We start from the raw sequence: 24363 nt of genomic DNA on the forward strand, positions 1-24363 counted from the left end.
AACCAAATGAAAGGACAAAAGACAATGATAATTAAGAGGGGCATAATCTATGAAAAGAATCAATATTGGAGTTTTAGCCCATGTTGATGCTGGTAAAACAACTTTAACCGAACAAATTTTATATCAGGCGGGCATCATTAAACATGTAGGTTCTGTTGATAAAGGAACAACTTTAACGGATTCGTTGGAGATTGAACGAAGAAGAGGGATCACTGTAAAATCAGCAGCTGTATCGTTCTACTTGAACGATCTTAAAGTGAACGTCATTGATACACCTGGCCATGCTGATTTTATTTCTGAAGTGGAGCACTCTTTAAATGTTTTAGACGGTGCGATTTTAGTTATCTCCGCAGTTGAAGGAGTTCAATCCCAAACGAGAGTATTGATGCAAACATTAAAGGAACACCGAATCCCTACGATTTTGTTTATGAACAAAATTGATCGTATAGGTGCAGATTACAAAAAAATCGTTACAATGATTCAAACGTTATTAGATGAGCATATATGTGAAATGAACAACGTTATCGATGCTGGGAGTTCGAGTGTTCGAATAAAACGAGCCGATCCAGAAGAATCACAATGGCTTGACATATTAGCATTAAAAAATGATTCACTACTCTATGACTTAGTCCATTCTATACCGATCACAAAAGATCAGCTGAATGATGAGCTGTGCAGGCAGACGAAAAGTGGCAACGTATATCCGCTCTTTGCCGGGTCTGCAATGAAAGGGATTGGAGTTGAGCAATTACTCGCGAGTTTAGATGACTTTTTTCCTGTTCATAACACGACTGAAAGTGAAGCGAAACCGTTATCTGGGATTGTATTTAAAGTTCAAATTAATCCTATAGGTGAACGTGTCACCTTTATTCGACTATTTGAAGGGATGATACAGGTTCGTGAAGAGATACCGGTCATTTCCAAAGAACAACATTCTTCATTGAAAGTAAAACATCTTTATTCTTTACAAAATGGTAAATGGGTATCAGTGAATGAAGTAGGTGCGGGAGACATCGCTATTCTTAAAGGAGGGCATTTAAAAGTAGGAGACGTGATCGGTACTTTTTCTCAAAAGATGAACGTTATCCATTTTGAAAGTCCACCAATACAAGTAATCGTTTCTGCTAAATATCGTGAGGACGAACAAATACTTCACAACGCTTTGCATAATCTCACTGCCGAGGACCCATTTTTACAGTACCGCTACGATTCATTAACGAAAGAAAACATGATCCATGTATTCGGTAAAGTTCAGCAAGAAATTTTAACCGAAACGATAAAACAGCAATACGGAATCGAAGCTTTGTGTTCATCGCCTAAAGTGATGTGTATTGAAAAACCTATTTCTACTGGCGAAGCTGTGGAATATATCGGAGATTCGAATAACCCTTTCCTCGCTACCGTAGGGTTTCGCATCGAATATAATACTCAAGGTTCAGGTCTTAAGTACGTTTTAGAAGCAGAATTAGGTTCACTATTGCTCTCTTTCCAAAAAGCGATTAAAGAAACGGTTGAAGATGTTTTGCAAGAAGGTTTGTATGGCTGGCAAGTAACAGACATTGTCGTAACTTTAACACATACAGGTTACGATAGTGTCCTTACGACTGCAAGTGATTTTAGAAATCTCGTTCCACTCGTACTAATGGATGCTTTAAGTAAAGCTGAAACGAATGTTTATGAACCAGCTAACCGTATCCAGTTGATTCTTCCTGAATCACACTTAAGTAAAGTCTTATCTCGAGCAACGGTGTTAGAAGGTATTTTTCAAGAAGCATATTATCAAAGGAAAACAGTCCATTTAAACGGGACGATGCCAGTCCGTACTGTTGATATACTAAGATCTGAGCTTCATTCGTTAACGAGTGGTGAAGGGACAATCTCGATCAGACCAGGTGGTTACATGATCATAAAGGAGAACTTCCCTAAAAACATACGAAGACAATTGAATCCACTCAACCGCGGTGAATACTTGCTACACATTAATAAAATTATGTAAATGCAAAGAAGAGGGTGTCACTAAAAGGTATATTTTAGGACACCCTCTCTTCAATTTTATCGTTTACCCGCGAAAATTTGGATTTATCCTGTTAAATAACGGTTTATCCTCGATAATCCAAGTTTACATCTTTATTTATCCGCGAACTTTCTCATATAAAGTCATCCGAGGTCATTGCCTATTTTAAGTAAGCTAATACATCCTCTTTCAATTGTGTTAACACGTCTTTTCCTTCTTCATCCGTGTTCGCTTTTAATGAGAAATAAACTTTCATTTTTGGCTCTGTCCCTGAAGGTCTGAAGCAAATCCAACCATTTTCAAAGAAATATTTCACGACATTGGCTAAAGGTAATGTCAGTTTATCCTCTTTTTGAGCAGATACATCAATTCGTATACCAGCTTGATAGTCTTCAATATGTGTAATTGGCATTCCTGCTGCCGAATTTAATGGGTCTTTACGAAGTTTTTCCATCATACCTGTAATTTGCTCGACACCTTTCTTTCCTTTTAATGTCATTGAATGCAAATGCTCTTGGAAGTAGCCATATTGTTGATAAATTTCTTCGAGTCCCTCTAACAACGTCTTTCCTTTTACTTTCCATGATGCCGCAACTTCACAGACAAAGAGAGCAACTTGAACTGCATCCTTATCACGTACGAACGGTCGAACTAAATACCCGTAGCTCTCCTCATACCCGAAAACAAACGTCGCTTCACCTGTTTCTTCATACTGTCTAATTTTTTCACCGATAAATTTAAAACCAGTTAATGTATCAACAGTCTTTACGCCGAACTTGTCAGCAATCTTTTCACCTAAATCAGATGTCACAATCGTTTTTAACATGACCGCATTATGTGGCAGCTTTCCTTGTGCTTTCATAGTCGTTAGTAAGTAATGTAAGATTAATGCACCTGTCTGATTGCCTGTTAAAACTTGATAGTTTCCTTCATTATTTTTTACTGCAACCCCTAATCTGTCCGCATCAGGGTCTGTCCCAATGAGAACGTCTCCATTTACTTTTTCACCGTATTGAATGGCCAATTTAAACGCTTCATGTTCCTCTGGATTCGGGGAAGCAACTGTTGAAAATTCCGGATCTGCAGTTACTTGCTCTTCAACTAAATGAACATTTGTAAACCCATTGTTTTTTAGCGCTTCTGTTACAGTTTGAAAGCTCGTTCCGTGTAAAGGTGTGAACACAACAGATAGCTTACTGCCATTTTCTTTGACTAGCTGCTCGTCTAAAATGACTTTTGAGATATTTTCCTGGTATGCATCTAAAACTTCTTTGCCAATAAACGTAACTTGTTCAATATCTTCTAACTTCGCCTCTTCTGCAATCGGTAAAGAGAGTTCATCTTCTATATTCACGATATCTTCAATAAGTTCTTTTGCAGATTCTGGGGTTAACTGAGCACCATCATCCCCATACACTTTATACCCGTTATATTCAGGAGGATTGTGACTTGCAGTAATGACAATTCCAGCCTGTGCCTTGCAATAACGGACTGCAAATGAAAGGACAGGTGTTGGCTGAACATCTTTAAACAAATATACACGAATACCATGATAGGCTAACGTACGTGCTGCTTCTTCAGCAAACTCTCGTGAATAATGTCTGACATCGTAAGCAATCGCGACCCCTTTTTCACATGCTTTCTGCCCTTTTCGTTTAATCATCTCGGCCAAACCAGTCGTTGCTTTCCTCACTGTATAACGGTTCATTCGATTTGTCCCTGGACCGGTCTCTCCTCTCATTCCGCCAGTTCCAAATTCGAGTGTTTTATAAAAACTATCTTCAATTAGTTCATCAGAGGTAAGCGCATCCAATTCCTTTTTTGTGTTTACATCAATACTCGGACTCTTCATCCAACGCTCATATTCTTCTTTCCATCCCATGTTTATGCCTCCTATGTACATCAATTGGTAAAAAGCTCTCCCTGCCAATGGGAAAGCTTTCTGTCCATTCTCATATCCATTATTATACCTGTATTATATTAGCTTTGCAGTAGGAACATAAAGACAATTTTCGCATATTAGTATTCTTCTAAAACGTCTATTAATAAGTCAGGACGATCAGTAATAATTCCATCTGCTCCTAAATCGATAAGTTCTCTCATTGTGTCGGCATCGTTTATCGTCCAATAATGCACATCCATTCCACGACGTTCAGCGCCGCCAATCAGCTTCCCGTCTTTAAGGTCGAAGATGCCTTCCACTGTCGGAATTTGTACAGCATCAACGTTTGCTCGATATAACCCGTTTAAGAATGCTTTATGAAAAATGACAAACTTCGTCACTTCATCCCTACCACCACTTACAGGGACAGTCCCCTCAGAAATATCCTGAAACATTTCAATAATCTCATGTTCAAATGAAGCGACTAAAACACGTTCTGCATTGCCATATTGTTCGATAAGCTCCCACATTTTTTCACTCATCGGTTCATATAACTCAGGGTCATTTGTCGCTTTCAGTTCAATATTCAAGCGCATATTTGAAAACTCCTCAAAAATCTCTTCCACGGTTGGAATGGTTATTCCTTGTCCACGATATGAGTATTCACCTTCTAAATCTTGAAAGTAGTCCGCAGCATCGAGCGCTTTAATTTCTTCTAACGTCATATCGTTCACTTTTCCAGATCCGTCGGTTGTCCGGTCGACAGTATTATCATGAATCGCAACAAGGTGCCCGTCTTGTGTCATATGTACATCAAATTCAATGACGTCAACACCAAGCTCTCTTGCCTGTTCAAAAGCGACAAGCGTATTTGATGGGGCTAAATGTTCCCCGCCTTGATGGGCAATAACTAAAGGACGATCATTTTCAAAAAACGCATGAGACGGTCGTTCAGATACAGGAAAAAAATAAATGATAGCCCATAAAATGAGAACAACACCTAAAAATATGACAAACCATTTACCGATCCTCTTTTTCTTCGAAGGACTTTTTTGTATGACAGATTGATACAATCGATTTCCTCCTCTCCCTCTCTTCCATTTTATATACAATTTCCAGAATGTCCAAGACTAATTTGATTAATAGTGAGGCATTTCTCTCGTTCATCCGGAAACTATTGATTTATACAATTTACCCGCTAACAAAAATCATTCTAATGAAGACATCAATCATTTACAATAACATTAATCATGGAAAACAAATATAAGGGGGGATAAACGATGACAAATGCTCTTATAATCGGTGGTACAGGGATGTTAGGAGGAGCAACGGAATGGTTGACCGAACATGTTGATCATACAACGGTGATTGCACGAAATCAGACAAAATTTCAACGACTTCAAGAAAAACTGACTCACCCTGAAAAGCTTACGTTTTTGCCGATCAATTATCAAAACAATGAGCTGTTAAAAAATCATATTAAAGAAATGATTGTAAAAAATGGACCAATCAGCATTGTCGTCTCCTGGATCCATTCAACCGCACCAGAAGCATTGCCAACGATCATCACAACGATTGATTCATTGCAAACAAAAAGATGGTCACTCTATCATGTAACGGGAAGCAGTGCTGATTTATCAAAAATCAAGCAGCGTCTCACTGTTCCAGAGACGTGTGACTATTTACAAGTTCAACTCGGATTTATCATCGAACAAAACCGACCAAGGTGGCTCACTCATCAAGAAATTTCCAACGGGGTTATCGAGGCTATTAAGCATAAAAATAAAGTAACTGTCGTCGGAACATTGGAAACATGGGAGCAAAGACCATAAAAACCATCATTGATTCGAAACAAAAACGCTCTTGCAAAATTGAACGCTTTGCAAGAGCTCCTTTCTTTTATTGATGCAACGTTAATTTAAGCAGTCTGTCATCTGTTTCAGATGGCTGCCCTCTTCCATCTGTGTTATTCGTAATAACATATAGTGCATCATCGTGTGAAATGACGTCCCTTAAACGCCCTTCCCCTTCAAAAACCGGGACAATCTGATCTTCCCCTTCGTTCCACCAATAAAGAGCTTGTCCTCTTAGTCCAGCAATTAGTAGGTGTTCACCGAAAAAAGTTATTCCGGATGGCGCCCAAGTATCTGATCCTGAATGGACGATCGGGGCTTCCATTCCTTCTGCTTGTTCATCTCCGATTATTTCTGGCCAGCCATAGTTGTTCCCAGGCTCAATAATGTTTATTTCATCGTGTCCTGTCGGTCCATGTTCTGAACTATACAAGACACCTTCACTGTTCCAAGATAATCCTTGCGGATTTCGATGCCCGTAAGAATAAATGTAAGAATCATCAAATGGGTTATCTTCTGGGATATCTCCACTTGTCGTCATCCGTAAAATCTTCCCTGCGAGATTATCTAGATCTTGTGATAAGTTAGGATCATTAGCATCTCCTGTCGTCACATACAAATATCCATCCAGACCAATTTCGATTCTTCCACCATTATGGATTCGATCACCCGGAATTTCGTCAAGAAGTATATCCTCTTCTTGCCATTGTCCGTCCCCATAACGAGCAGTTACTACTTTATTCGCTAAAATTCCTTGTTCATCTTCATACGTATAATACAAAAACGCCTCTTGACTGCTCTCAAAGTCGTCAGTCAGTGCCATTCCTAAAAGCCCGCCTTCTCCTTGATGAGCAATGTCGTGAGAAGTCGACACTTCCTGTCGCTCGACTTCTCCATTTTCAATGAGAGCGACTGCCCCTCCTCGTTCCGGAATAAATATTTGATCTCCAGCGATATTGATGTTCCAAGGGATTTCCAAGTTTTCTGCTAAAACGTCCACTTCCCAGCTGTCAGTGGATACACCTTCTAATGATCTTTCTGCTTCTTCGCTATCATCATGACCATTCTCTTCATGCTGTTCCGACTGGCTTTCTTCCTCCTCGTCAATGGTCGGGTCGTCCTGAACATCATCTCCCATATCAGTCCTATCAGTCTCACAAGCTACTAATAAAAGCATACTCAAAATGATACTAAAGAGTTTCATTATTCAATCCTCCAATATTATGTGTTGGAAACCAGTTATTTAAGCTATGTATACGTTATTAATATTTTCATACCCTTTTAAATCATTTCTCATGCATATTCTCAAAGAATAAATATTTCAATCCACGCATCCACGAGGGATGCGACCCGGAATGGACAAAATTTAAAGATGATACTAATATTTCAATCCACGCATCCACGAGGGATGCGACCTTCTTCTAACAACCAAAACACCACCATACAAGCATTTCAATCCACGCATCCACGAGGGATGCGACTATTGATGTTTATGCAAGTTATGGTACTTGGGATATTTCAATCCACGCATCCACGAGGGATGCGACATCTCATTCATCAATGCTGGTAGACCTAAAATAAATTTCAATCCACGCATCCACGAGGGATGCGACGTGAAGCACCTACCCCAAACGAGAAAGTCATAGAGATTTCAATCCACGCATCCACGAGGGATGCGACGTGAAGCACCTACCCCAAACGAGAAAGTCATAGAGATTTCAATCCACGCATCCACGAGGGATGCGACGATATTTAAGTATCTTTCTTTCACGTTGTTTTATTTCAATCCACGCATCCACGAGGGATGCGACGATATTTAAGTATCTTTCTTTCACGTTGTTTTATTTCAATCCACGCATCCACGAGGGATGCGACGATATTTAAGTATCTTTCTTTCACGTTGTTTTATTTCAATCCACGCATCCACGAGGGATGCGACGCGTCTTTCTTAAATATCAGATTCATCGAACGGTTATTTCAATCCACGCATCCACGAGGGATGCGACTCCAGTGATTAGTTTAAACTAGTAAGTAACAAAGCATTTCAATCCACGCATCCACGAGGGATGCGACAACGTTATCTAGCGCAAATACCAATTCCTGGAAATATTTCAATCCACGCATCCACGAGGGATGCGACAGGGATCAAATCACTATCTGAGCATCGAGAAATAATTTCAATCCACGCATCCACGAGGGATGCGACAAGTAAAAGTTGGACGTAGATCCTTCTTTATGATATTTCAATCCACGCATCCACGAGGGATGCGACCTTTTTCTTTTTGGTTGCTTTACGCTTTGTTTAGATTTCAATCCACGCATCCACGAGGGATGCGACTAGAATCACTGAAAACGAAAGATCCAGGAGATCTATTTCAATCCACGCATCCACGAGGGATGCGACAAAATCGGGTACTGATTCCCAACAACAATCAGAGATTTCAATCCACGCATCCACGAGGGATGCGACAGGAGCGAAGCAGCAAGACGATAATAATCAACCATTTCAATCCACGCATCCACGAGGGATGCGACATGTCTAAGTCGTTTACAGGAGTGATAGTTAATATTTCAATCCACGCATCCACGAGGGATGCGACGTATGGCTTCATCCTGTTCCGTGGTTAATGCAGGATTTCAATCCACGCATCCACGAGGGATGCGACTGACCTCGTACAGTGACAGAAATTTTTTGACCATTTCAATCCACGCATCCACGAGGGATGCGACGGTAAATTTCGGGTAAGTATTCCAGTGCCGATGATTTCAATCCACGCATCCACGAGGGATGCGACGCTTTTCATCAACAATGACAAACGGCAGTCCGTTATTTCAATCCACGCATCCACGAGGGATGCGACTGCAGCCTGTTTATGGTTTTAGGTTACATCATTACATTTCAATCCACGCATCCACGAGGGATGCGACTTAAAGGGATCGAATTACTTCATCCCGAAAGACATTTCAATCCACGCATCCACGAGGGATGCGACTGCACTAAAGCAAAATGTACAAGGCGATTACGTTATTTCAATCCACGCATCCACGAGGGATGCGACAGCACTCGGAGGCATGGCTTTAGCAGCAGCGAACATTTCAATCCACGCATCCACGAGGGATGCGACATCGGAGACGGTCAAGGTGTTCATTTTGCCGAGATTTCAATCCACGCATCCACGAGGGATGCGACGTAATCTCCAAGAGTTTCAGAGTGTTGAGCAACAGCTATTTCAATCCACGCATCCACGAGGGATGCGACTTAATCATTGAGAGGCTTACATAGTAAACAGTTTATTTCAATCCACGCATCCACGAGGGATGCGACCTATAAAAGATGGTATATTTGAGGTAGATAGTACATTTCAATCCACGCATCCACGAGGGATGCGACTTTCTTATATTTGATCTTGTTGTCGTTGTTTTTGTATTTCAATCCACGCATCCACGAGGGATGCGACATTACCAATATGTGTGAGTTCCGAGGCACCTTGAGTATTTCAATCCACGCATCCACGAGGGATGCGACGTCCATCTCTGCAATGTGTGGTAACATGCGTCATATTTCAATCCACGCATCCACGAGGGATGCGACCTTCTCCACCTTCTTCCATGTTTTCTTGTCCTCATTTCAATCCACGCATCCACGAGGGATGCGACGCCCATGCCAATAGTTGAGTGTCAAAGTCTACGAATTTCAATCCACGCATCCACGAGGGATGCGACAAGGAGGTCATACCATGTTTGAACAACTATTATCATTTCAATCCACGCATCCACGAGGGATGCGACTTAATCTATCAATAATGTAAGTTGCTTTATCAGATTTCAATCCACGCATCCACGAGGGATGCGACGGGGTTGCTATAACGGTTGCCAGCGTCTTGGATTATTTCAATCCACGCATCCACGAGGGATGCGACCAATATCCGTCGTTATCGAAACATGCCTTTTATATTTCAATCCACGCATCCACGAGGGATGCGACGGTAAATTTCGGGAAGATATTCGAGCGCTGACGATTTCAATCCACGCATCCACGAGGGATGCGACACAAACCGAACAACGTCAATATCAGACGCTATCGATTTCAATCCACGCATCCACGAGGGATGCGACGGAGCTTTACTCGAACCATACCTTAATGACGGTATCGATTTCAATCCACGCATCCACGAGGGATGCGACACTAGCTTGTTACCTGTAGGCGTACGTACCGTCCATTTCAATCCACGCATCCACGAGGGATGCGACTGATTCTTTTCCAACGTGCCTTAAACTTGTGTTTATTTCAATCCACGCATCCACGAGGGATGCGACGCTTTTCATCAACAATGACAAACGGTAAACCGTTATTTCAATCCACGCATCCACGAGGGATGCGACAGCGTCGTCGAGGTCTACCTGTCTACGTCTTAAATATTTCAATCCACGCATCCACGAGGGATGCGACTAATAAGCAGGATTTTCTGAACCAAACCAAGAAATTTCAATCCACGCATCCACGAGGGATGCGACCGGGGTTTTACCACGTTTAATTACGTCTTCTCCATTTCAATCCACGCATCCACGAGGGATGCGACGTATGGCTTCATCCTGTTCAGTAGTGAGGGCAGATTTCAATCCACGCATCCACGAGGGATGCGACCTGTTGTGTTAGGCGTCCATGTACGAGCGTTAACAGATTTCAATCCACGCATCCACGAGGGATGCGACAACGAACAGTTTACGAACTGTACGTACACCTACAGATTTCAATCCACGCATCCACGAGGGATGCGACTATAAATCACAACTTTATCAGTAGCTTTATAGTTGATTTCAATCCACGCATCCACGAGGGATGCGACGATGACGGTACATTAAAAGATCTAATTAACCAGATTTCAATCCACGCATCCACGAGGGATGCGACTAGTGATTTTTTCATTCTGAGTCCTCCTTACAGATTTCAATCCACGCATCCACGAGGGATGCGACAATCTTTCGATAGTCACCGTTCCCGGTGATGACAGGATTTCAATCCACGCATCCACGAGGGATGCGACAGTAAGCTCCCTGAAACAATTGCACAACTGGAGATTTCAATCCACGCATCCACGAGGGATGCGACTATACGTATTATACCGACCTACACCTCCATTTTTATTTCAATCCACGCATCCACGAGGGATGCGACACGCTGTTCTTAACGCACCCCAAGCCATACGAAATATTTCAATCCACGCATCCACGAGGGATGCGACCACGTTTAATTACTTCTTCTCCAAATTTCCCATAATTTCAATCCACGCATCCACGAGGGATGCGACCGTATGGCTTCATCCTGTTCAGTAGTGAGGGCAGATTTCAATCCACGCATCCACGAGGGATGCGACTGGTAAATTTCGGGTAGATATTCGAGTGCAGACGATTTCAATCCACGCATCCACGAGGGATGCGACAGATCTGGATGCACTTCATCTCTCTCAACTTTTTATTTCAATCCACGCATCCACGAGGGATGCGACTGCGAAATGTAGGTATAAAGAACCGATTAACGATATTATTTTTGCCTACATTTCAATAAAAAGAGATAATCACTTTATTAAGATAAAAAGTAATCCCGTAAAACTTTTAAAATTAAGGTGCGAAACCCCCTAGAAAAATATGTGCACTGTATATTCGCACTAAAAGATTAACGGGTCTTCTAAGTCTAATGATTCTTTAGCCCCAATATGTTCTACTTTCGATTTATAATTATTACCTAACTTGTAAAACCTGAGACTATCTTCTGTTTCATCAATAATGTCACTTAGCTCCATTTTTAGGGAAGTAAATTGAGTCGAATCAATGACACACTCGAAAACAGAGTTTTGAACTCTTTGTCCGTACCTTTGACAGACCTTCGCAACTTTACGAAGTCTTTTTTGCCCAGTACCACTCATGGTACTCACATCATACGTAATGAGAACAAGCATAAAGAAGATTCACCTACTTCCAAAGAAATGGCGGGTATTGATCAAGATCACCACGTAAATATCGAGCAAGTAATAATGACTGTACATGGGGAACAAGCCCCCATTCTACTTTTTCGCCAAGAAACGGATGTGTTATTTTGTCTTGCTTTCTTGTTTGCCAAGCTTTTAGAAATGTTTTTCTTGCATCATCCTTAAATAATACTGCACCATTTTCTTTTTTTAAAAAGTCACTTTCATTAAAGACTTTCTTGTTTATGAGAGAAAGTACAAATTTATCAGCATATAAACCACGAAGTTCCTCCATCAAATCAAGTGCTAGTGAAACACGCCCTGGCCTGTCTCGATGTAAAAAGCCAACATATGAATCCAGACCAACACCTTCGAGAGCAGCTGCTGTATCATTTGCCAAAAGCGAATACGCAAATGACAGCATTGCATTAAACGAATCCATTGGTGGTCTTCTACTTCTCTTTCGGAAATAAAAAACTTTTTTTTGGTGTAAGATTAAGTCATCTAACAGTCTGTTGTATACAACAGCCCCTTGACCTTCTAACCCCCTTAGACTCTCTAAATTATCACATTCTTTTACGTCGCTCATGATATTTGTTAACTGCCTAGAAGCCTCTTTAAATTTTGAAACATCAAGGCGAAGGGGATAGTCACGTGTGGCTCTTTCCAATATCCATTTATTGTTATACAGTTTCCCAAGAATAAAATTCCGTGCTATTTTCACAGACTCTTGTTCACTATCTGAAAGACGGTACTGAGTTTTCCTTAGAATCACATTCCCTCTGCTCTCACCAATAACTTTGGCGAGAAATCGTCCAGTCATCGTGTAAAACAATAATGAAATATTATTCTCTGCACAGTATCCCATTAAAGCTGGACTGGCACCTGTATAGCCAAATGCTACAATCGATTCCAAATTGTGAAGCGGAATACGTCCCAGCTTCTCTTCATCCTTTAATAAAATCACATTTTCACCGTTTAGTGCCAAATACACGTCAGGTTGCGTGACAAATAACGTGTTTAATAATTTCTTCATTTTAGGAAAGTTTCCTTTCAATATATCTTTGAACGGTTTCCTTATTCATCAACTTTGGCAGACAAATATGCTGTAAAGAGCAGCTCTTACAGAAAGCCCCCGTTTTCACCCTTGGAGTATGACGTTTTTTATAATAACTGTGCATCTCGTTTACTATTTCTTTCACTTTGATACGTTCGTTTTCGGTGATATCAACAGCCACACGGTGCTTTGTTTCCCCGTAATATAAATATCCTTTATTTACAGAACACACGAGCATCTCTTCTAAACACATTGCCTGGGCGGTCAATTGTAAGACATCTTCTTCTCCCTGTTTCGGCTTCCCTCTTTTATATTCTACAGGGAAAGGGAGGAACGTTCCTTCTATCCCCTGAATAGGAATACCATTGTCGTCTTCCCTAAATTCAACAACATCACACACACCGGTAATTTCAAGTTCATGGGACTGGATTGGCAACGCTCTGACAGTGATTTTATCAAAACGCTTTTCTTTAATCATCGGCTGATCGGCTTTCTTGTGTAAATGCTGCCCTTCAACTGTCTTTACGTTCTCCTCCCACTGCTGCTCGATATGAATAAGTGCCCATTGCCGTTTACAAAACTTGAAGTGCTGGATTCCAGAAAGCATCAAATAATGCTCTTCGTTCTTAAAGGCCATTTAACTCTTCCATCTTTAATCCTTTTAAATCGTTAATATGAATAGTATAATCGTCAATTGATTTTGGATCAGGTACTTCACTTTTCACCTCTAGTGCTCGGTGTACTTTAGCTGCCGAGTATTGTCCAAGCTTCGAATTATGCTCCCACCAAATCACTTTATGAACTTCCATACTCCCCTCAGGTCTTGCTGAAGATGCATCATTTTCAAAAAGTGTGACAAGTGCTTCCTTTAATTTATTGCTATCTTCTGCAGTAAATCCTGTTTTTTCAGCTAATTGAGTATTGATGCTGCCGTGAAAAACGAAGACTCCAAAATCAACTCTATGCTTCATCCCCATTGTGTCAGATCCCCGTTCTTTCCCTGGCTCTGAGTTCACACTTTTCGTTATTTGCATACTTGTAATATCAATTGGGTCAACACTTGTTGCAGTGTGAATAGAGACAGGTCCACGTACTCCGACAGAAACACCTGTACCACTTCCGGAACCTTTATAAGCAAAAACTTGACCGAAGGCACGGACATCAATCCATGTTTTGCAGGCCGTTTCAGCGAATTCTTCAGGCTTACTTTCTTTTGATTTTAAAATCGCTGCAAGCTCCTCCACTGATTCTGCTCGTTCTTTTAAGCTTTTATATGAGTCAGTCCTCTTGTCATTAGACTGTACGAATATAGGCTCCTCCATATCTTGCAACCGATTCCTGATTTTTCTCTTAATGGCTACATCTGATATTTCACCGTAACCATCATAGTTTTGCCTTGGCCGGTTTCCGTTAAGGGGATCTCCATTAGGGTTTGCTTTTGTAACCGACATAACAACAGAAAAATCAATCTTGTGATTTAATACATTCATTATTATTCCTCCTCAATTGTTTGTAATTTCGTTTCTTTTTTTTGATACAAGTCATGACGTTGACTGTAAAAACCGAGTAAGTATTTTTCGGATAATGGTTTGTTATTAAAGTCCTCGATCTCAATTTGTGATGCTACATCATCAATCATGCTTGACAAATACCCGGCATTTGCCCCAAGACGAGCCTGATATGGCTGCAAACTCGATTGAATCGTTTTCCACGTCCTTGCAGGGTGCCTTGAAAAAGAGTTCATATAACGAATGGCATTCGTTGCTCGCCTTTCATCCTTTCCGAGCGATCTTCGTTCAAGTACATCAGCAATAGCTAATAATCTACCAAACAAGTAATCTCGGTTTGTCTCTTCATGGTTTAATCTCACTTCATACCCCTCCTTATGGTTAATTAAAGCACACGCAATACTTAATGTTTTCTCCCATTCCCACATTTCCATTGACACTGGATTGGACGCTCTATGATAGGCACTTTTTAAAATATCTGCTGGGATTGGCCGTTTATCAATAATACATGGAAGCATCCGTTCCATTACACCTTTCACTACTTTGTCATTAGCCCGAGAGCCATAAGCCGCGAAAGCAATATCTTTCGTTGCAGGTGGACCAGAAAATACAATAGTCTTTCCATCATCTTTGCGATAAGTGTGCCACCACCAGCATGAGAGGTGCCAATTCTCAATTCGTTCTATATAATCTTTTATATCAAGGTATCTGTAATAGAGAACTGCTAGCCTTCCAGTTGTAGCAGAATCTAACACAAGAATTTGGATATTTTCTGATTTTGTTGATAAATTTGCTTTATAACCTTCGATTGCAATCGAAAATTCTCTTGCATATTCTTTATTCGTGTACCCTTTCGGTACAGAAGTTGTACCAAACAAGTTAAGGCTGTCTTCATCTAGAGGGAGAGGCTTATGCCCTTTTTCCCATAAAAGGAACACTCGCTCATCAATAACTTTTGCCTGCCTATGAATCAACCATTTCAACGCATTGTGGGCTTTTTGAGAAGCGTCATAACTGATCGCAGCTACCTCCTCACTTTCTTTAAATCTCCCCCGAAAGGTAAAGCCCGCTTTATCATTTGCGGAAATCAGTTTTGCTTTGTCACCAGAGTGACGAATTTTATTTGCGTGCATCGTTGTGGCCGGCCCTTGTTGACCTGTGACAAAACAGTAATCCATATCTCCTAGTTGATCTTTATAGAAACCGATAAAAGAGTCATATACTTCCTTGTCATTCCAGACTTTCGTTAGTAGTTTTTCAGTAGAGTAAACATTAAAGCGAACAAAAGCACTTTCTTGTCCACCAGTAGCTAGAGTAAATATTGGTGGTTTCTTATCCTGAAGTTCTTCGTATTTCTTATTCCACTTATTGATCAGTTTTTCAGATTCATCTAAATAGATGACTTTTTCTTTAACGAGGTCATTAATTAATGATCCTTGTTTTAAATAGTTATAAATACTTCTAACTTTTTTATTTGAATGTGAAGATTCAGCCCATTTCCCCAGCTGTGTAATATAGGCTTTATACTGCTCATTTTTTTTAGTCTCTCCACCATATTGGACAAAATCTCCTGCTGTATAGCTAAGCTTATCATGGAGGGGGTAAGGAGCAACTTTAGACCCTGCTCTGTTTGCTGAACTCTCTGTCGCTGGTATTACTGTACTCGCATCATTTTTCTCCACAACTGATGCTGAATGGAAGTTTCCATCTTCCGTTACGTTTACCTCTATGTGTGCTGTTTGAGTTGTGTGGGAAACAGGAAGCAATGTATACTCCTGTCCGTTTCTTTTTTTCTCGATGACGCCAATTTTATCAGCATTATAATCATAAGTTTCATAGAGATGCTGTAGCCAGCTCACATTATTCACCTCCTAGACTGTTTAATAATTCATCCACTGCTTCCATATTCGTTTCATCAAAATGTTTGTTCTTCATTTTTCTTACGTGACGGACATGGTTGCACTCTTCAGGTCTAATAAATTGAATGACTCCGTCTTTCATGACTGGACTCCACAGTCGTACTTCCATATCGTCTCTTCCTGTTTCATCTGGATAATTGATCCCGTGCACCATCGTCCCTAATGCCAGCTCACCATAATTGTCGTAATAACTTATACCTTCGCCAAATGTACACGGTTCTACATAGCCTTGGCACTCACGAGTTCCAAGAAAAATATCCCGGCGTCCACCGGCTTTCAATGCACGTTTCATAATATTGTGATGTTTGTGTTCGTTACGGTCGTATGCTAAGTCCGGACGATACTCATTAAATTCAAAATGCGCTTTTACTTGATAACACACATCTCGTAAATACGTATAGTTTGCTAACGTATTTTTGTCGCTGCTGTATTCAATAGGACGTATGCCTTTTGACTCCATTCGAATCGGGTTCATAATTCTAATCGCATCGACAAATACAATGATAGTAGGCTTCCAATAAATTGATTCGACAATCCCCTTCAATGCTTGATATGTCGGGACTTGATAACTGAGTTTTTCACCACCAAGTTTCGTTAAAGGATCTGTAAACAAGGCATAATCCCCTGTTACTTCAAATTCAATTGCATTTCTCAAACTACCACCTCCGTTTTCTGATAATTCCAATATATACCTCCCTTCCTAACAAGTCAATACTTATTTCATATTATATGAAATATATTAATGAACTTTACTTATGATATTATAATAATGTCGCTTTATTAAAAAGCGTGGATTGAAAAATATAGTATGAGATAAGTAATATTGTTGGAGCCTATCTATTTAAAATAGATAGGCTTCTGCACTTCCTCCCTCACCTTCAATATCTAATCCAAACTCTTGATCATAAAACCCATCCTTCAGGACGAGTACAGAACCATCCAAGTACGACACTAAAGCACCCAACCTTTCTAACTCTTGTTTTTGATGACTATATATATTAATCGAATAATGCTGTGCTTTCTTTATAAGCCTTGATAAATCTTCAAGTGAATCATTCCCGTTTAAATCGGCTATCAACTCTTCACCATCTTGATAAGGTACAAGCACAGATGTAGTTAAATTGTCGATGACCTTAAAATGTTCTGCTGCTGTTCTGTAACTCGTTACTAGATACGTTGCCGGAGCCACATTTCTTTTACTTAATAGACTGCTCACCCACTCGCTTTCATTCCTATCATTAAATAGCAAATCTGTCATCTTTACGTCTAAATTTGGAATGTGGTAGTCAAGGTCTTGCCTTAGGTCGGTATAAAATTCTTGGAAATATCGTTCCATCACCGAGTGTGAAAGAATATCTTCCCCAGCATCTTCAGGTACTGTACTCAATCCTTTTAACAGCTTTCTCGAAATGTCTTTACCTTTTTGTATTTCTTTTAACCTAGTTAACTTTTCATCTTGGCAGTCAATTAAATAGACGTGTTTCACTTCTTTTTTACCATGCCTGTTACACCTTCCAGCTGCCTGAGCAATAGAATCCAGTCCAGCAATCGAACGAATCACACAGTCAAAATCGACATCAACTCCTGCTTCAATTAGTTGCGTGGTAACACAGATGAAACGCTCATTATTATCCAGTCTTTCACGAATTTCTTTAAGTAATTGTTTTCTATGGGCTGCACACATAGAAGTGCTTAAATGATAGATCAGCACATCGTGACGAGATTCTTTCAATAATAAATAGAGATCCTTTACTGTTGATTTCGTATTTAAAATGACTAGTAAACTATTTTCTGTCTGCACCTTATTAGTGACAAATTCATGTAATCCATTTAGATCCATAGGTCCTTCAGATGATTGGTCAATAATGGTTGTTCGTTTAAACGCTTCATTAACTTTTTCAATTTCCTTAATCATCTCATTTTCTTTTGGAACATCTAGTTTGTAATCTACAAAATTAAGAGCAGGCTGTGTCGCCGTACATAATACGATGCTCGACTTGCATGTGTTTTTAAGAAAATTTAAGGACTCATTAAACAGTGAAATACAGTTGACAGGTACTTTCTGTACTTCATCAAAGATGATCACAGCATCACTTAACCGGTGCAGTCTTCTCACATTTCGACTGCCTTTTTCATAAAAGACATTCAAAAATTGGACCATCGTTGTAAAAATAATTGGAGCATCCCAGTTGTCTTTTGCCAGTCTTAGCTTTTCTTCAACAGAGGTTATACCATCCAAATGTTCATGATCTTCTGCCATATCTGTCATAACATTGCTATGATGCTCAAGAATGTGTTCATCATCCTGAAGGATGTCTCTTACTTCCTGTGCATTCTGTTCAATGATGGTCGTGAAAGGAACGATGTAAATGATTCGTTTCTTCTTGTATAATTTGGCGTGTTTTAAAGCATATCGTAGACTTGCGAGTGTTTTCCCACCTCCTGTTGGAATCGATAACGTATAAATATCAGAAGGTTTTTCCGCAAACTTATCGCATTGATCTGACATCGACGCTCTTAATTGATTAATCGGATTACTCGATTGTGGGTGGGATTTAAATTCATTTAATTTATGCACAAGTTTGTCATAATAGGTAGACATAAGTGATTGAATATCGACACATTCAGGCTTTTTATTTTCTTCAAAAAGGCGAGTATTCGTTCTGTCAGCATCAATTAGGGTGCTAAAAACAAATTTGGTGATAAAATGAAGAGTCTTGGGGTAGTTCTCTGGAGGTGTGTGCTTCAGTAGTGCTTCCAATTCACCTACGGCTTTAGTGACATACTCTTTATAAGTCTGTTCACTTGTAACTTTTTCAAAGAATAATTGGTTAGCCTGATCATAGTTTGTTAACTCTTTATCACGGACTCTCCTTAAAAATGGTGATTCTAAGTGTGAGTCAAGATAGTCATGAAGGTATGAATGGTGAGAAATGATCGCATTCCCGACTACTTCTGCAAGTATTAAATAATAAGGGTTTGATCTATCCTCCGTATGGAAATGATCAAACAACAATTTTCCACCTGCAGTAGAGTGGTCAACACTTCCTCGTTTTGGAGAAAATTCCGGATCATTCACAGCTTTTAATATGTAATTTCTAAATTCCTCTGTTAGCTTTCCTGCATCATGTAACAAAGCTGCTAAACCGCAAATATGCTTCATATTAACATTGCTGCCATAACCTTCAGCTAGAGCTTTCGCTTCATGCAAATGTTGTTCCACCGTTTGAACTGTCTTGTCATTTTCACGAATATGCGCAATCGATTCCATAACTCCCCTCCAATATATACATAATATTTCCTTTAAATTCAATATTATCACAATATTAGGTCTTATAACCTATAAAAATTGTGTTTTAGATAAAATTCTCATAAGAAAGTTCGACAAAATAATTCTTTTGTAACTCATATTTATGAACTTTTCCAACTTCAGGTGCTCACAAGAGCGACAGGTAGTGATTGTAGCGGCTAATATTTTTTTCACGAACTGTCACAAGGATGTAGTAAGTTCAATGTTTCCTTTAGAATTCCGGGACTTTAATCGAAGTTATACTGTTAAGATCTGATTCTAAGGACACACTTTTTCAATTAATATTTCAATTCACTGATCCAGGAAGGGTTCGACGGTGTTGATTCGGGTTTGTTCTTTCGCAAAATACTATTTCAATCCACGCATCCACGAGGGATGCGACTCACCATACTCTGCTACACACCGCCCATAAGGTATTTCAATCCACGCATCCACGAGGGATGCGACGGATAGCCACAAGCGACTATCCCTTTTCCTTTCATATTTCAATCCACGCATCCACGAGGGATGCGACTTGTAAGGGTTCGGGTAATCTAAAACTTAATAGCATTTCAATCCACGCATCCACGAGGGATGCGACAATAAATAATTGGAAACAATTAATAATGCGTATTATTTCAATTCACGCATCCACGAGGGATGCGACTGTATTCGATGTATTATCTCGTTTATTCAATTGCTATTTCAATCCACGCATCCACGAGGGATGCGACAATATTTCCAATAAAATTTATAAATATTTTCAAAATTTCAATCCACGCATCCACGAGGGATGCGACCAATGACAATCGAAAACATTAAATCAATTGATGCAATTTCAATCCACGCATCCACGAGGGATGCGACTGCAGTCAAGTTGTTACATGAGGTACTACTGGAGATTTCAATCCACGCATCCACGAGGGATGCGACGAGGAGGTGAAAAAAAACATGAACATTCAAGTTATTTCAATCCACGCATCCACGAGGGATGCGACGGTTTATTTGTAGGTTAATCCCTGCAAATAAAGTTATTTCAATCCACGCATCCACGAGGGATGCGACATTACGATATTCTTGTTGGGTTTCAAATCGGACGATTTCAATCCACGCATCCACGAGGGATGCGACGTTGTTTTGTTTCGTTATAATTCCAAATATCATCATTTCAATCCACGCATCCACGAGGGATGCGACGAGCTACGCATTAATTCCATCAACCTTCAAATAGAATTTCAATCCACGCATCCACGAGGGATGCGACAAACGATAAATGTCATAGTCGGGATAATCATTTTATTTCAATCCACGCATCCACGAGGGATGCGACTTGTGATATGGCGTTACACTTACGGATTCCAAAATTTCAATCCACGCATCCACGAGGGATGCGACTTGTGATATGGCGTTACACTTACGGATTCCAAAATTTCAATCCACGCATCCACGAGGGATGCGACTCCACCCATGACTCCACTGCCCACCAGGATAAGAAATTTCAATCCACGCATCCACGAGGGATGCGACTGCGTTGTAGTTGATTAAATAAAATCGGTATGGAATTTCAATCCACGCATCCACGAGGGATGCGACTTTTTTTATAATGTAAGCCAAACCTATTAAGGATATTTCAATCCACGCATCCACGAGGGATGCGACGCTCACAAACTTTTAAAAAATCTTCAAACTGGTATTTCAATCCACGCATCCACGAGGGATGCGACAACACTGATGCGTGCTCAAGTCATCCCGACTCCTATTTCAATCCACGCATCCACGAGGGATGCGACTGTGAGGCGTATACAGACATTGTTGTAGAGCGTGTATTTCAATCCACGCATCCACGAGGGATGCGACCTGTCGTCAAGACGTGGTAGTAGAAAGAGAGATTCATTTCAATCCACGCATCCACGAGGGATGCGACGACACTTGCTATCGATGCTGCTAAAGCATCTACATATTTCAATCCACGCATCCACGAGGGATGCGACTCTGGTCACTCCGATTTTTGGTTTAATAAAAAGGGATTTCAATCCACGCATCCACGAGGGATGCGACAAGATCATCATTCATTAGTCCAAGCATTTTTGATATTTCAATCCACGCATCCACGAGGGATGCGACCCTTTGGACGATTTGCATCACTCATCTTCATGCTATTTCAATCCACGCATCCACGAGGGATGCGACAAAAGCACGGCTTGTTTACAAAACATTTGCCAGAAATTTCAATCCACGCATCCACGAGGGATGCGACCCTTTGGACGATTTGCATCACTCATCTTCATGCTATTTCAATCCACGCATCCACGAGGGATGCGACAAAAGCACGGCTTGTTTACAAAACATTTGCCAGAAATTTCAATCCACGCATCCACGAGGGATGCGACCAATGCCATCCACCGCGATACCTCGACGAGCTTGATTTCAATCCACGCATCCACGAGGGATGCGACTTTTATTAGTGATAGGGATACATAGTAAACAGTTTATTTCAATCCACGCATCCACGAGGGATGCGACACAACTAGGTATCGAGGACTTTGACAATGCTAAAATTTCAATCCACGCATCCACGAGGGATGCGACAACATGCAAGATGATGCAGCGAACACTCTCCATATTTCAATCCACGCATCCACGAGGGATGCGACTTAGGGGGTCAGACATGCCAATTGATGAGGAAGTATTTCAATCCACGCATCCACGAGGGATGCGACAGGATCACTAATTCAATAACGAATGCACAAAATAATTTCAATCCACGCATCCACGAGGGATGCGACTAGGTATGTAAGAGATCGGGCGGTTGAAACGAAATTTCAATCCACGCATCCACGAGGGATGCGACATCGAAATTGACTCAAACACATCTCCTCCAGGAATTTCAATCCACGCATCCACGAGGGATGCGACTATGGAGCGATATTATGAATTGGATATTTTAAACATTTCAATCCACGCATCCACGAGGGATGCGACGTAATGGCACAAGCAATTCTATTCTTCAACTAAGATTTCAATCCACGCATCCACGAGGGATGCGACTGCGAAATACAGGCATAAAGGCTATTAAATAGCTTCATTCATGCCTATACTTTATTAAAAATGATCATTCCCTTTAATCTATTAAAGGAAAATCATGATAAACTTCGAAAAATATGGTGCGAACCTTCCTGTAAAGCGATGTGCACTTTATATTCGCACTAAAAGATTAATCGTTCATCTAAATCTAACAATTCAGTCCCTGGATTATCTTTCTGACAAATATGAGAAATCAAGTTCATCCCCCCTCCAAAATATACAAAACATTTCCTTTTAATTCAATTTTATCATGATATTAAGACTAAAAACCTACAAAAAGTTATGGTTTAAATATAATTTTCACAAAGAAAGTTCCAAACAATCAAAACTTTTGCCATTCATTATGAAGCTTCTGATCTCGGTTAAAAGTCTTTTTTTTATGAGAAAAAAGAAACGAGATTTAAACGGTTCTAGCTCGTTTTTCTATGATCATATCTTCGAAAGAGAGTACGAGCGTCTTCGACAACACACCTCACCAATTATACTCCGATAAAGGTTTCTACAAGAGCTAAAAGAAAAGCAGAGTCGTTCTCAAAGTTAAAACTTTGGAACAACCCTGCTATTAACCAATATGCCCTATAAGAAAAGCTTATTTTTTCGATCCTTTCCCTCCGCTTAAATTACTCATCGAGAAAAGGTTTGAGTCAATCGAGAACATTAATTTTTCACGTTCACGCTGGCGTTTTAGCGCTAGTTGTATTAACTCATCTGTTAATTGCTTATACGGCTTTCCAGTCGGCTCCCATAAATAAAAGGAAAGTGAGCCTGGGATCGTATTAATTTCATTAATGTATACTTTATCTTCACCTTTATCGATCATAAAGTCGATTCTTGATACACCGCTGCAGCCTAACAATTGAAAGCTTTTAACAGCAATCTCCTGAATTTCACGCGTTTTTTCTTCACCAATTTCAGCTGGAATGACTCTATTTGTAGATTCCATTCCTTTACTTGCCCCGCTATCTTTCGAAGCCCCTCCTCCGGTATACTTATCTTCATATGATAAAATTTCATCACTGCCTAACACTTCTTCACATACAGAAGCTTCAGCAGCTTCATAATCACCTAGAACAGAGCAGTTCACTTCTGTCATATTTTGTACCATTTTTTCCACAACGATTTTCGTTGTAAACTCTGAAGCTAACTCTACTGCTTCTTCTAATTCATCCACGTTAGCAGCTTTGCTTATTCCAACGCTGGAACCTAAGTTTGCTGGCTTGACGATCACTGGGTAGGAGAGAGTATTCTCGATTTTCTTCACTAAGCTGTCTTGGTCTTCATTCCACTCAGTAGAGTAGAACCAGACGTAATCAAGAATCGGTAGTCCTGAATCGCGATAAATGTGTTTCATTGCGACTTTATCCATGCCAGTACTTGATGATAAGACGTCACAGCCGACGTATGGAAGATTTAACAATTCTAAATATCCTTGTAAAACACCATCTTCACCAAATGTTCCATGGATAATCGGAAATGCTACATCAATTTCACCGATATAGCTTTTGCCGAAGCGCGGCTTTGGATCTTTGTGCAACTCTACACTGTTGTTTCCACCTCTTGATAATATCACCTTTTGCGAACGCTGTAGCAATCCTTTTAAGTCCTTGTAATTGTCAATATCTAAAAGATCTTCACCTGTGTACCACGTACGGTCTTTTGAAATATAGAGGGGGATGACCTCATATTTTGTATCATCCATATGTTGAATGGCTTGCAGGGCAGAAATAACAGAAACTTCATGTTCAACGGAGACGCCCCCGAAAATAACCGCGACTCTTGTTTTCATCTTTA

13 protein-coding genes and 2 CRISPR repeat arrays are annotated in these 24363 nt (G+C 40.3%); of the genes, 2 read left to right on the forward strand and 11 right to left on the reverse strand.

Annotated elements, in window-relative coordinates; translation table 11 throughout:
* The first annotated feature begins 49 nt into the window (after positions 1 to 49).
* Positions 50 to 1996 carry an elongation factor G gene (locus tag CD001_RS22515; protein ID WP_096189851.1) on the forward strand — a complete coding sequence of 649 codons (1947 nt, stop codon included), beginning with the start codon at positions 50 to 52 and terminating at the stop codon, positions 1994 to 1996.
* Between the two features lie 178 nt (positions 1997 to 2174).
* On the opposite strand, the gene CD001_RS22520 is transcribed toward CD001_RS22515, so the two are convergent.
* Together CD001_RS22520 and CD001_RS22525 are read right to left on the reverse strand one after the other, a co-directional pair.
* A complete protein-coding gene (locus tag CD001_RS22520; RefSeq protein ID WP_096189852.1) occupies positions 2175 to 3896 on the reverse strand; it encodes a phospho-sugar mutase in 1722 nt (573 codons plus the stop codon).
* A 137-nt stretch (positions 3897 to 4033) separates the two neighbouring features.
* Positions 4034 to 4969: a glycerophosphodiester phosphodiesterase gene (locus CD001_RS22525; RefSeq protein WP_096189853.1), complete on the reverse strand. Its 936-nt coding sequence runs from the start codon at positions 4967 to 4969 to the stop codon at positions 4034 to 4036.
* A gap of 207 nt (positions 4970 to 5176) precedes the next feature.
* On the opposite strand from CD001_RS22525, the gene CD001_RS22530 reads away from it, so the two are divergent.
* Positions 5177 to 5728 (forward strand): short-chain dehydrogenase, encoded by a 552-nt coding sequence (locus CD001_RS22530; RefSeq protein ID WP_096189854.1) that lies wholly within the window; start codon positions 5177 to 5179, stop codon positions 5726 to 5728.
* A gap of 67 nt (positions 5729 to 5795) precedes the next feature.
* On the opposite strand, the gene CD001_RS22535 is transcribed toward CD001_RS22530, so the two are convergent.
* From CD001_RS22535 to CD001_RS22575, 9 genes are all read right to left on the reverse strand, one after another.
* Positions 5796 to 6953: a PQQ-dependent sugar dehydrogenase gene (locus CD001_RS22535; protein WP_096189855.1), complete on the reverse strand. Its 1158-nt coding sequence runs from the start codon at positions 6951 to 6953 to the stop codon at positions 5796 to 5798.
* 114 nt (positions 6954 to 7067) lie between these two features.
* A CRISPR array of direct repeats spans positions 7068 to 11256; the repeat unit is 32 nt; unit sequence ATTTCAATCCACGCATCCACGAGGGATGCGAC.
* Between the two features lie 159 nt (positions 11257 to 11415).
* Positions 11416 to 11706 carry a CRISPR-associated endonuclease Cas2 gene (gene cas2, locus CD001_RS22540; RefSeq protein ID WP_096189856.1) on the reverse strand — a complete coding sequence of 97 codons (291 nt, stop codon included), beginning with the start codon at positions 11704 to 11706 and terminating at the stop codon, positions 11416 to 11418.
* 13 nt (positions 11707 to 11719) lie between these two features.
* Entirely contained in the window at positions 11720 to 12751 is a 1032-nt protein-coding gene (gene cas1c / locus CD001_RS22545) for a type I-C CRISPR-associated endonuclease Cas1c (protein WP_096189857.1), read from the reverse strand.
* Between the two features lies 1 nt (position 12752).
* Positions 12753 to 13409, reverse strand: a complete 657-nt coding sequence (cas4, locus tag CD001_RS22550) for a CRISPR-associated protein Cas4 (RefSeq protein WP_096189858.1) — start codon at positions 13407 to 13409, stop codon at positions 12753 to 12755.
* On the reverse strand, positions 13399 to 14262 hold the full coding sequence (gene cas7c / locus CD001_RS22555) for a type I-C CRISPR-associated protein Cas7/Csd2 (protein WP_096189859.1): 864 nt from the start codon (positions 14260 to 14262) through the stop codon (positions 13399 to 13401). Before cas7c ends, cas4 begins: the two co-directional genes overlap by 11 nt.
* 2 nt (positions 14263 to 14264) lie before the next feature.
* Positions 14265 to 16139: a type I-C CRISPR-associated protein Cas8c/Csd1 gene (cas8c, locus tag CD001_RS22560; RefSeq protein WP_096189860.1), complete on the reverse strand. Its 1875-nt coding sequence runs from the start codon at positions 16137 to 16139 to the stop codon at positions 14265 to 14267.
* A gap of 1 nt (position 16140) precedes the next feature.
* Entirely contained in the window at positions 16141 to 16854 is a 714-nt protein-coding gene (gene cas5c, locus CD001_RS22565) for a type I-C CRISPR-associated protein Cas5c (RefSeq protein WP_096190728.1), read from the reverse strand.
* A 186-nt stretch (positions 16855 to 17040) separates the two neighbouring features.
* Positions 17041 to 19470, reverse strand: a complete 2430-nt coding sequence (locus CD001_RS22570) for a CRISPR-associated helicase/endonuclease Cas3 (RefSeq protein WP_096189861.1) — start codon at positions 19468 to 19470, stop codon at positions 17041 to 17043.
* 389 nt (positions 19471 to 19859) lie between these two features.
* Positions 19860 to 22536: direct repeats of the CRISPR family, unit length 32 nt; unit sequence ATTTCAATCCACGCATCCACGAGGGATGCGAC.
* 625 nt (positions 22537 to 23161) lie between these two features.
* Positions 23162 to 24358, reverse strand: a complete 1197-nt coding sequence (locus CD001_RS22575) for a D-alanine--D-alanine ligase family protein (protein WP_096189862.1) — start codon at positions 24356 to 24358, stop codon at positions 23162 to 23164.
* Positions 24359 to 24363: the final 5 nt, after the last annotated feature.

It is taken from the genome of Evansella halocellulosilytica, from assembly GCF_002335745.1.
Lineage (GTDB): Bacteria > Bacillota > Bacilli > Bacillales > Salisediminibacteriaceae > Bacillus_CA > Bacillus_CA halocellulosilytica.

Bases quoted from the DNA above. Each gene is read 5' to 3' on its own strand.
- CD001_RS22520 (WP_096189852.1), bottom strand. From the start codon at position 3,896: ATGGGATGGAAAGAAGAATATGAGCGTTGGATGAAGAGTCCGAGTATT.
- cas2 (WP_096189856.1), bottom strand. From the start codon at position 11,706: ATGCTTGTTCTCATTACGTATGATGTGAGTACCATGAGTGGTACTGGG.
- cas4 (WP_096189858.1), bottom strand. From the start codon at position 13,409: ATGGCCTTTAAGAACGAAGAGCATTATTTGATGCTTTCTGGAATCCAG.
- cas7c (WP_096189859.1), bottom strand. From the start codon at position 14,262: ATGAATGTATTAAATCACAAGATTGATTTTTCTGTTGTTATGTCGGTT.
- cas1c (WP_096189857.1), bottom strand. From the start codon at position 12,751: ATGAAGAAATTATTAAACACGTTATTTGTCACGCAACCTGACGTGTAT.
- CD001_RS22535 (WP_096189855.1), bottom strand. From the start codon at position 6,953: ATGAAACTCTTTAGTATCATTTTGAGTATGCTTTTATTAGTAGCTTGT.
- CD001_RS22530 (WP_096189854.1), top strand. From the start codon at position 5,177: ATGACAAATGCTCTTATAATCGGTGGTACAGGGATGTTAGGAGGAGCA.
- CD001_RS22575 (WP_096189862.1), bottom strand. From the start codon at position 24,358: ATGAAAACAAGAGTCGCGGTTATTTTCGGGGGCGTCTCCGTTGAACAT.
- CD001_RS22515 (WP_096189851.1), top strand. From the start codon at position 50: ATGAAAAGAATCAATATTGGAGTTTTAGCCCATGTTGATGCTGGTAAA.
- CD001_RS22570 (WP_096189861.1), bottom strand. From the start codon at position 19,470: ATGGAATCGATTGCGCATATTCGTGAAAATGACAAGACAGTTCAAACG.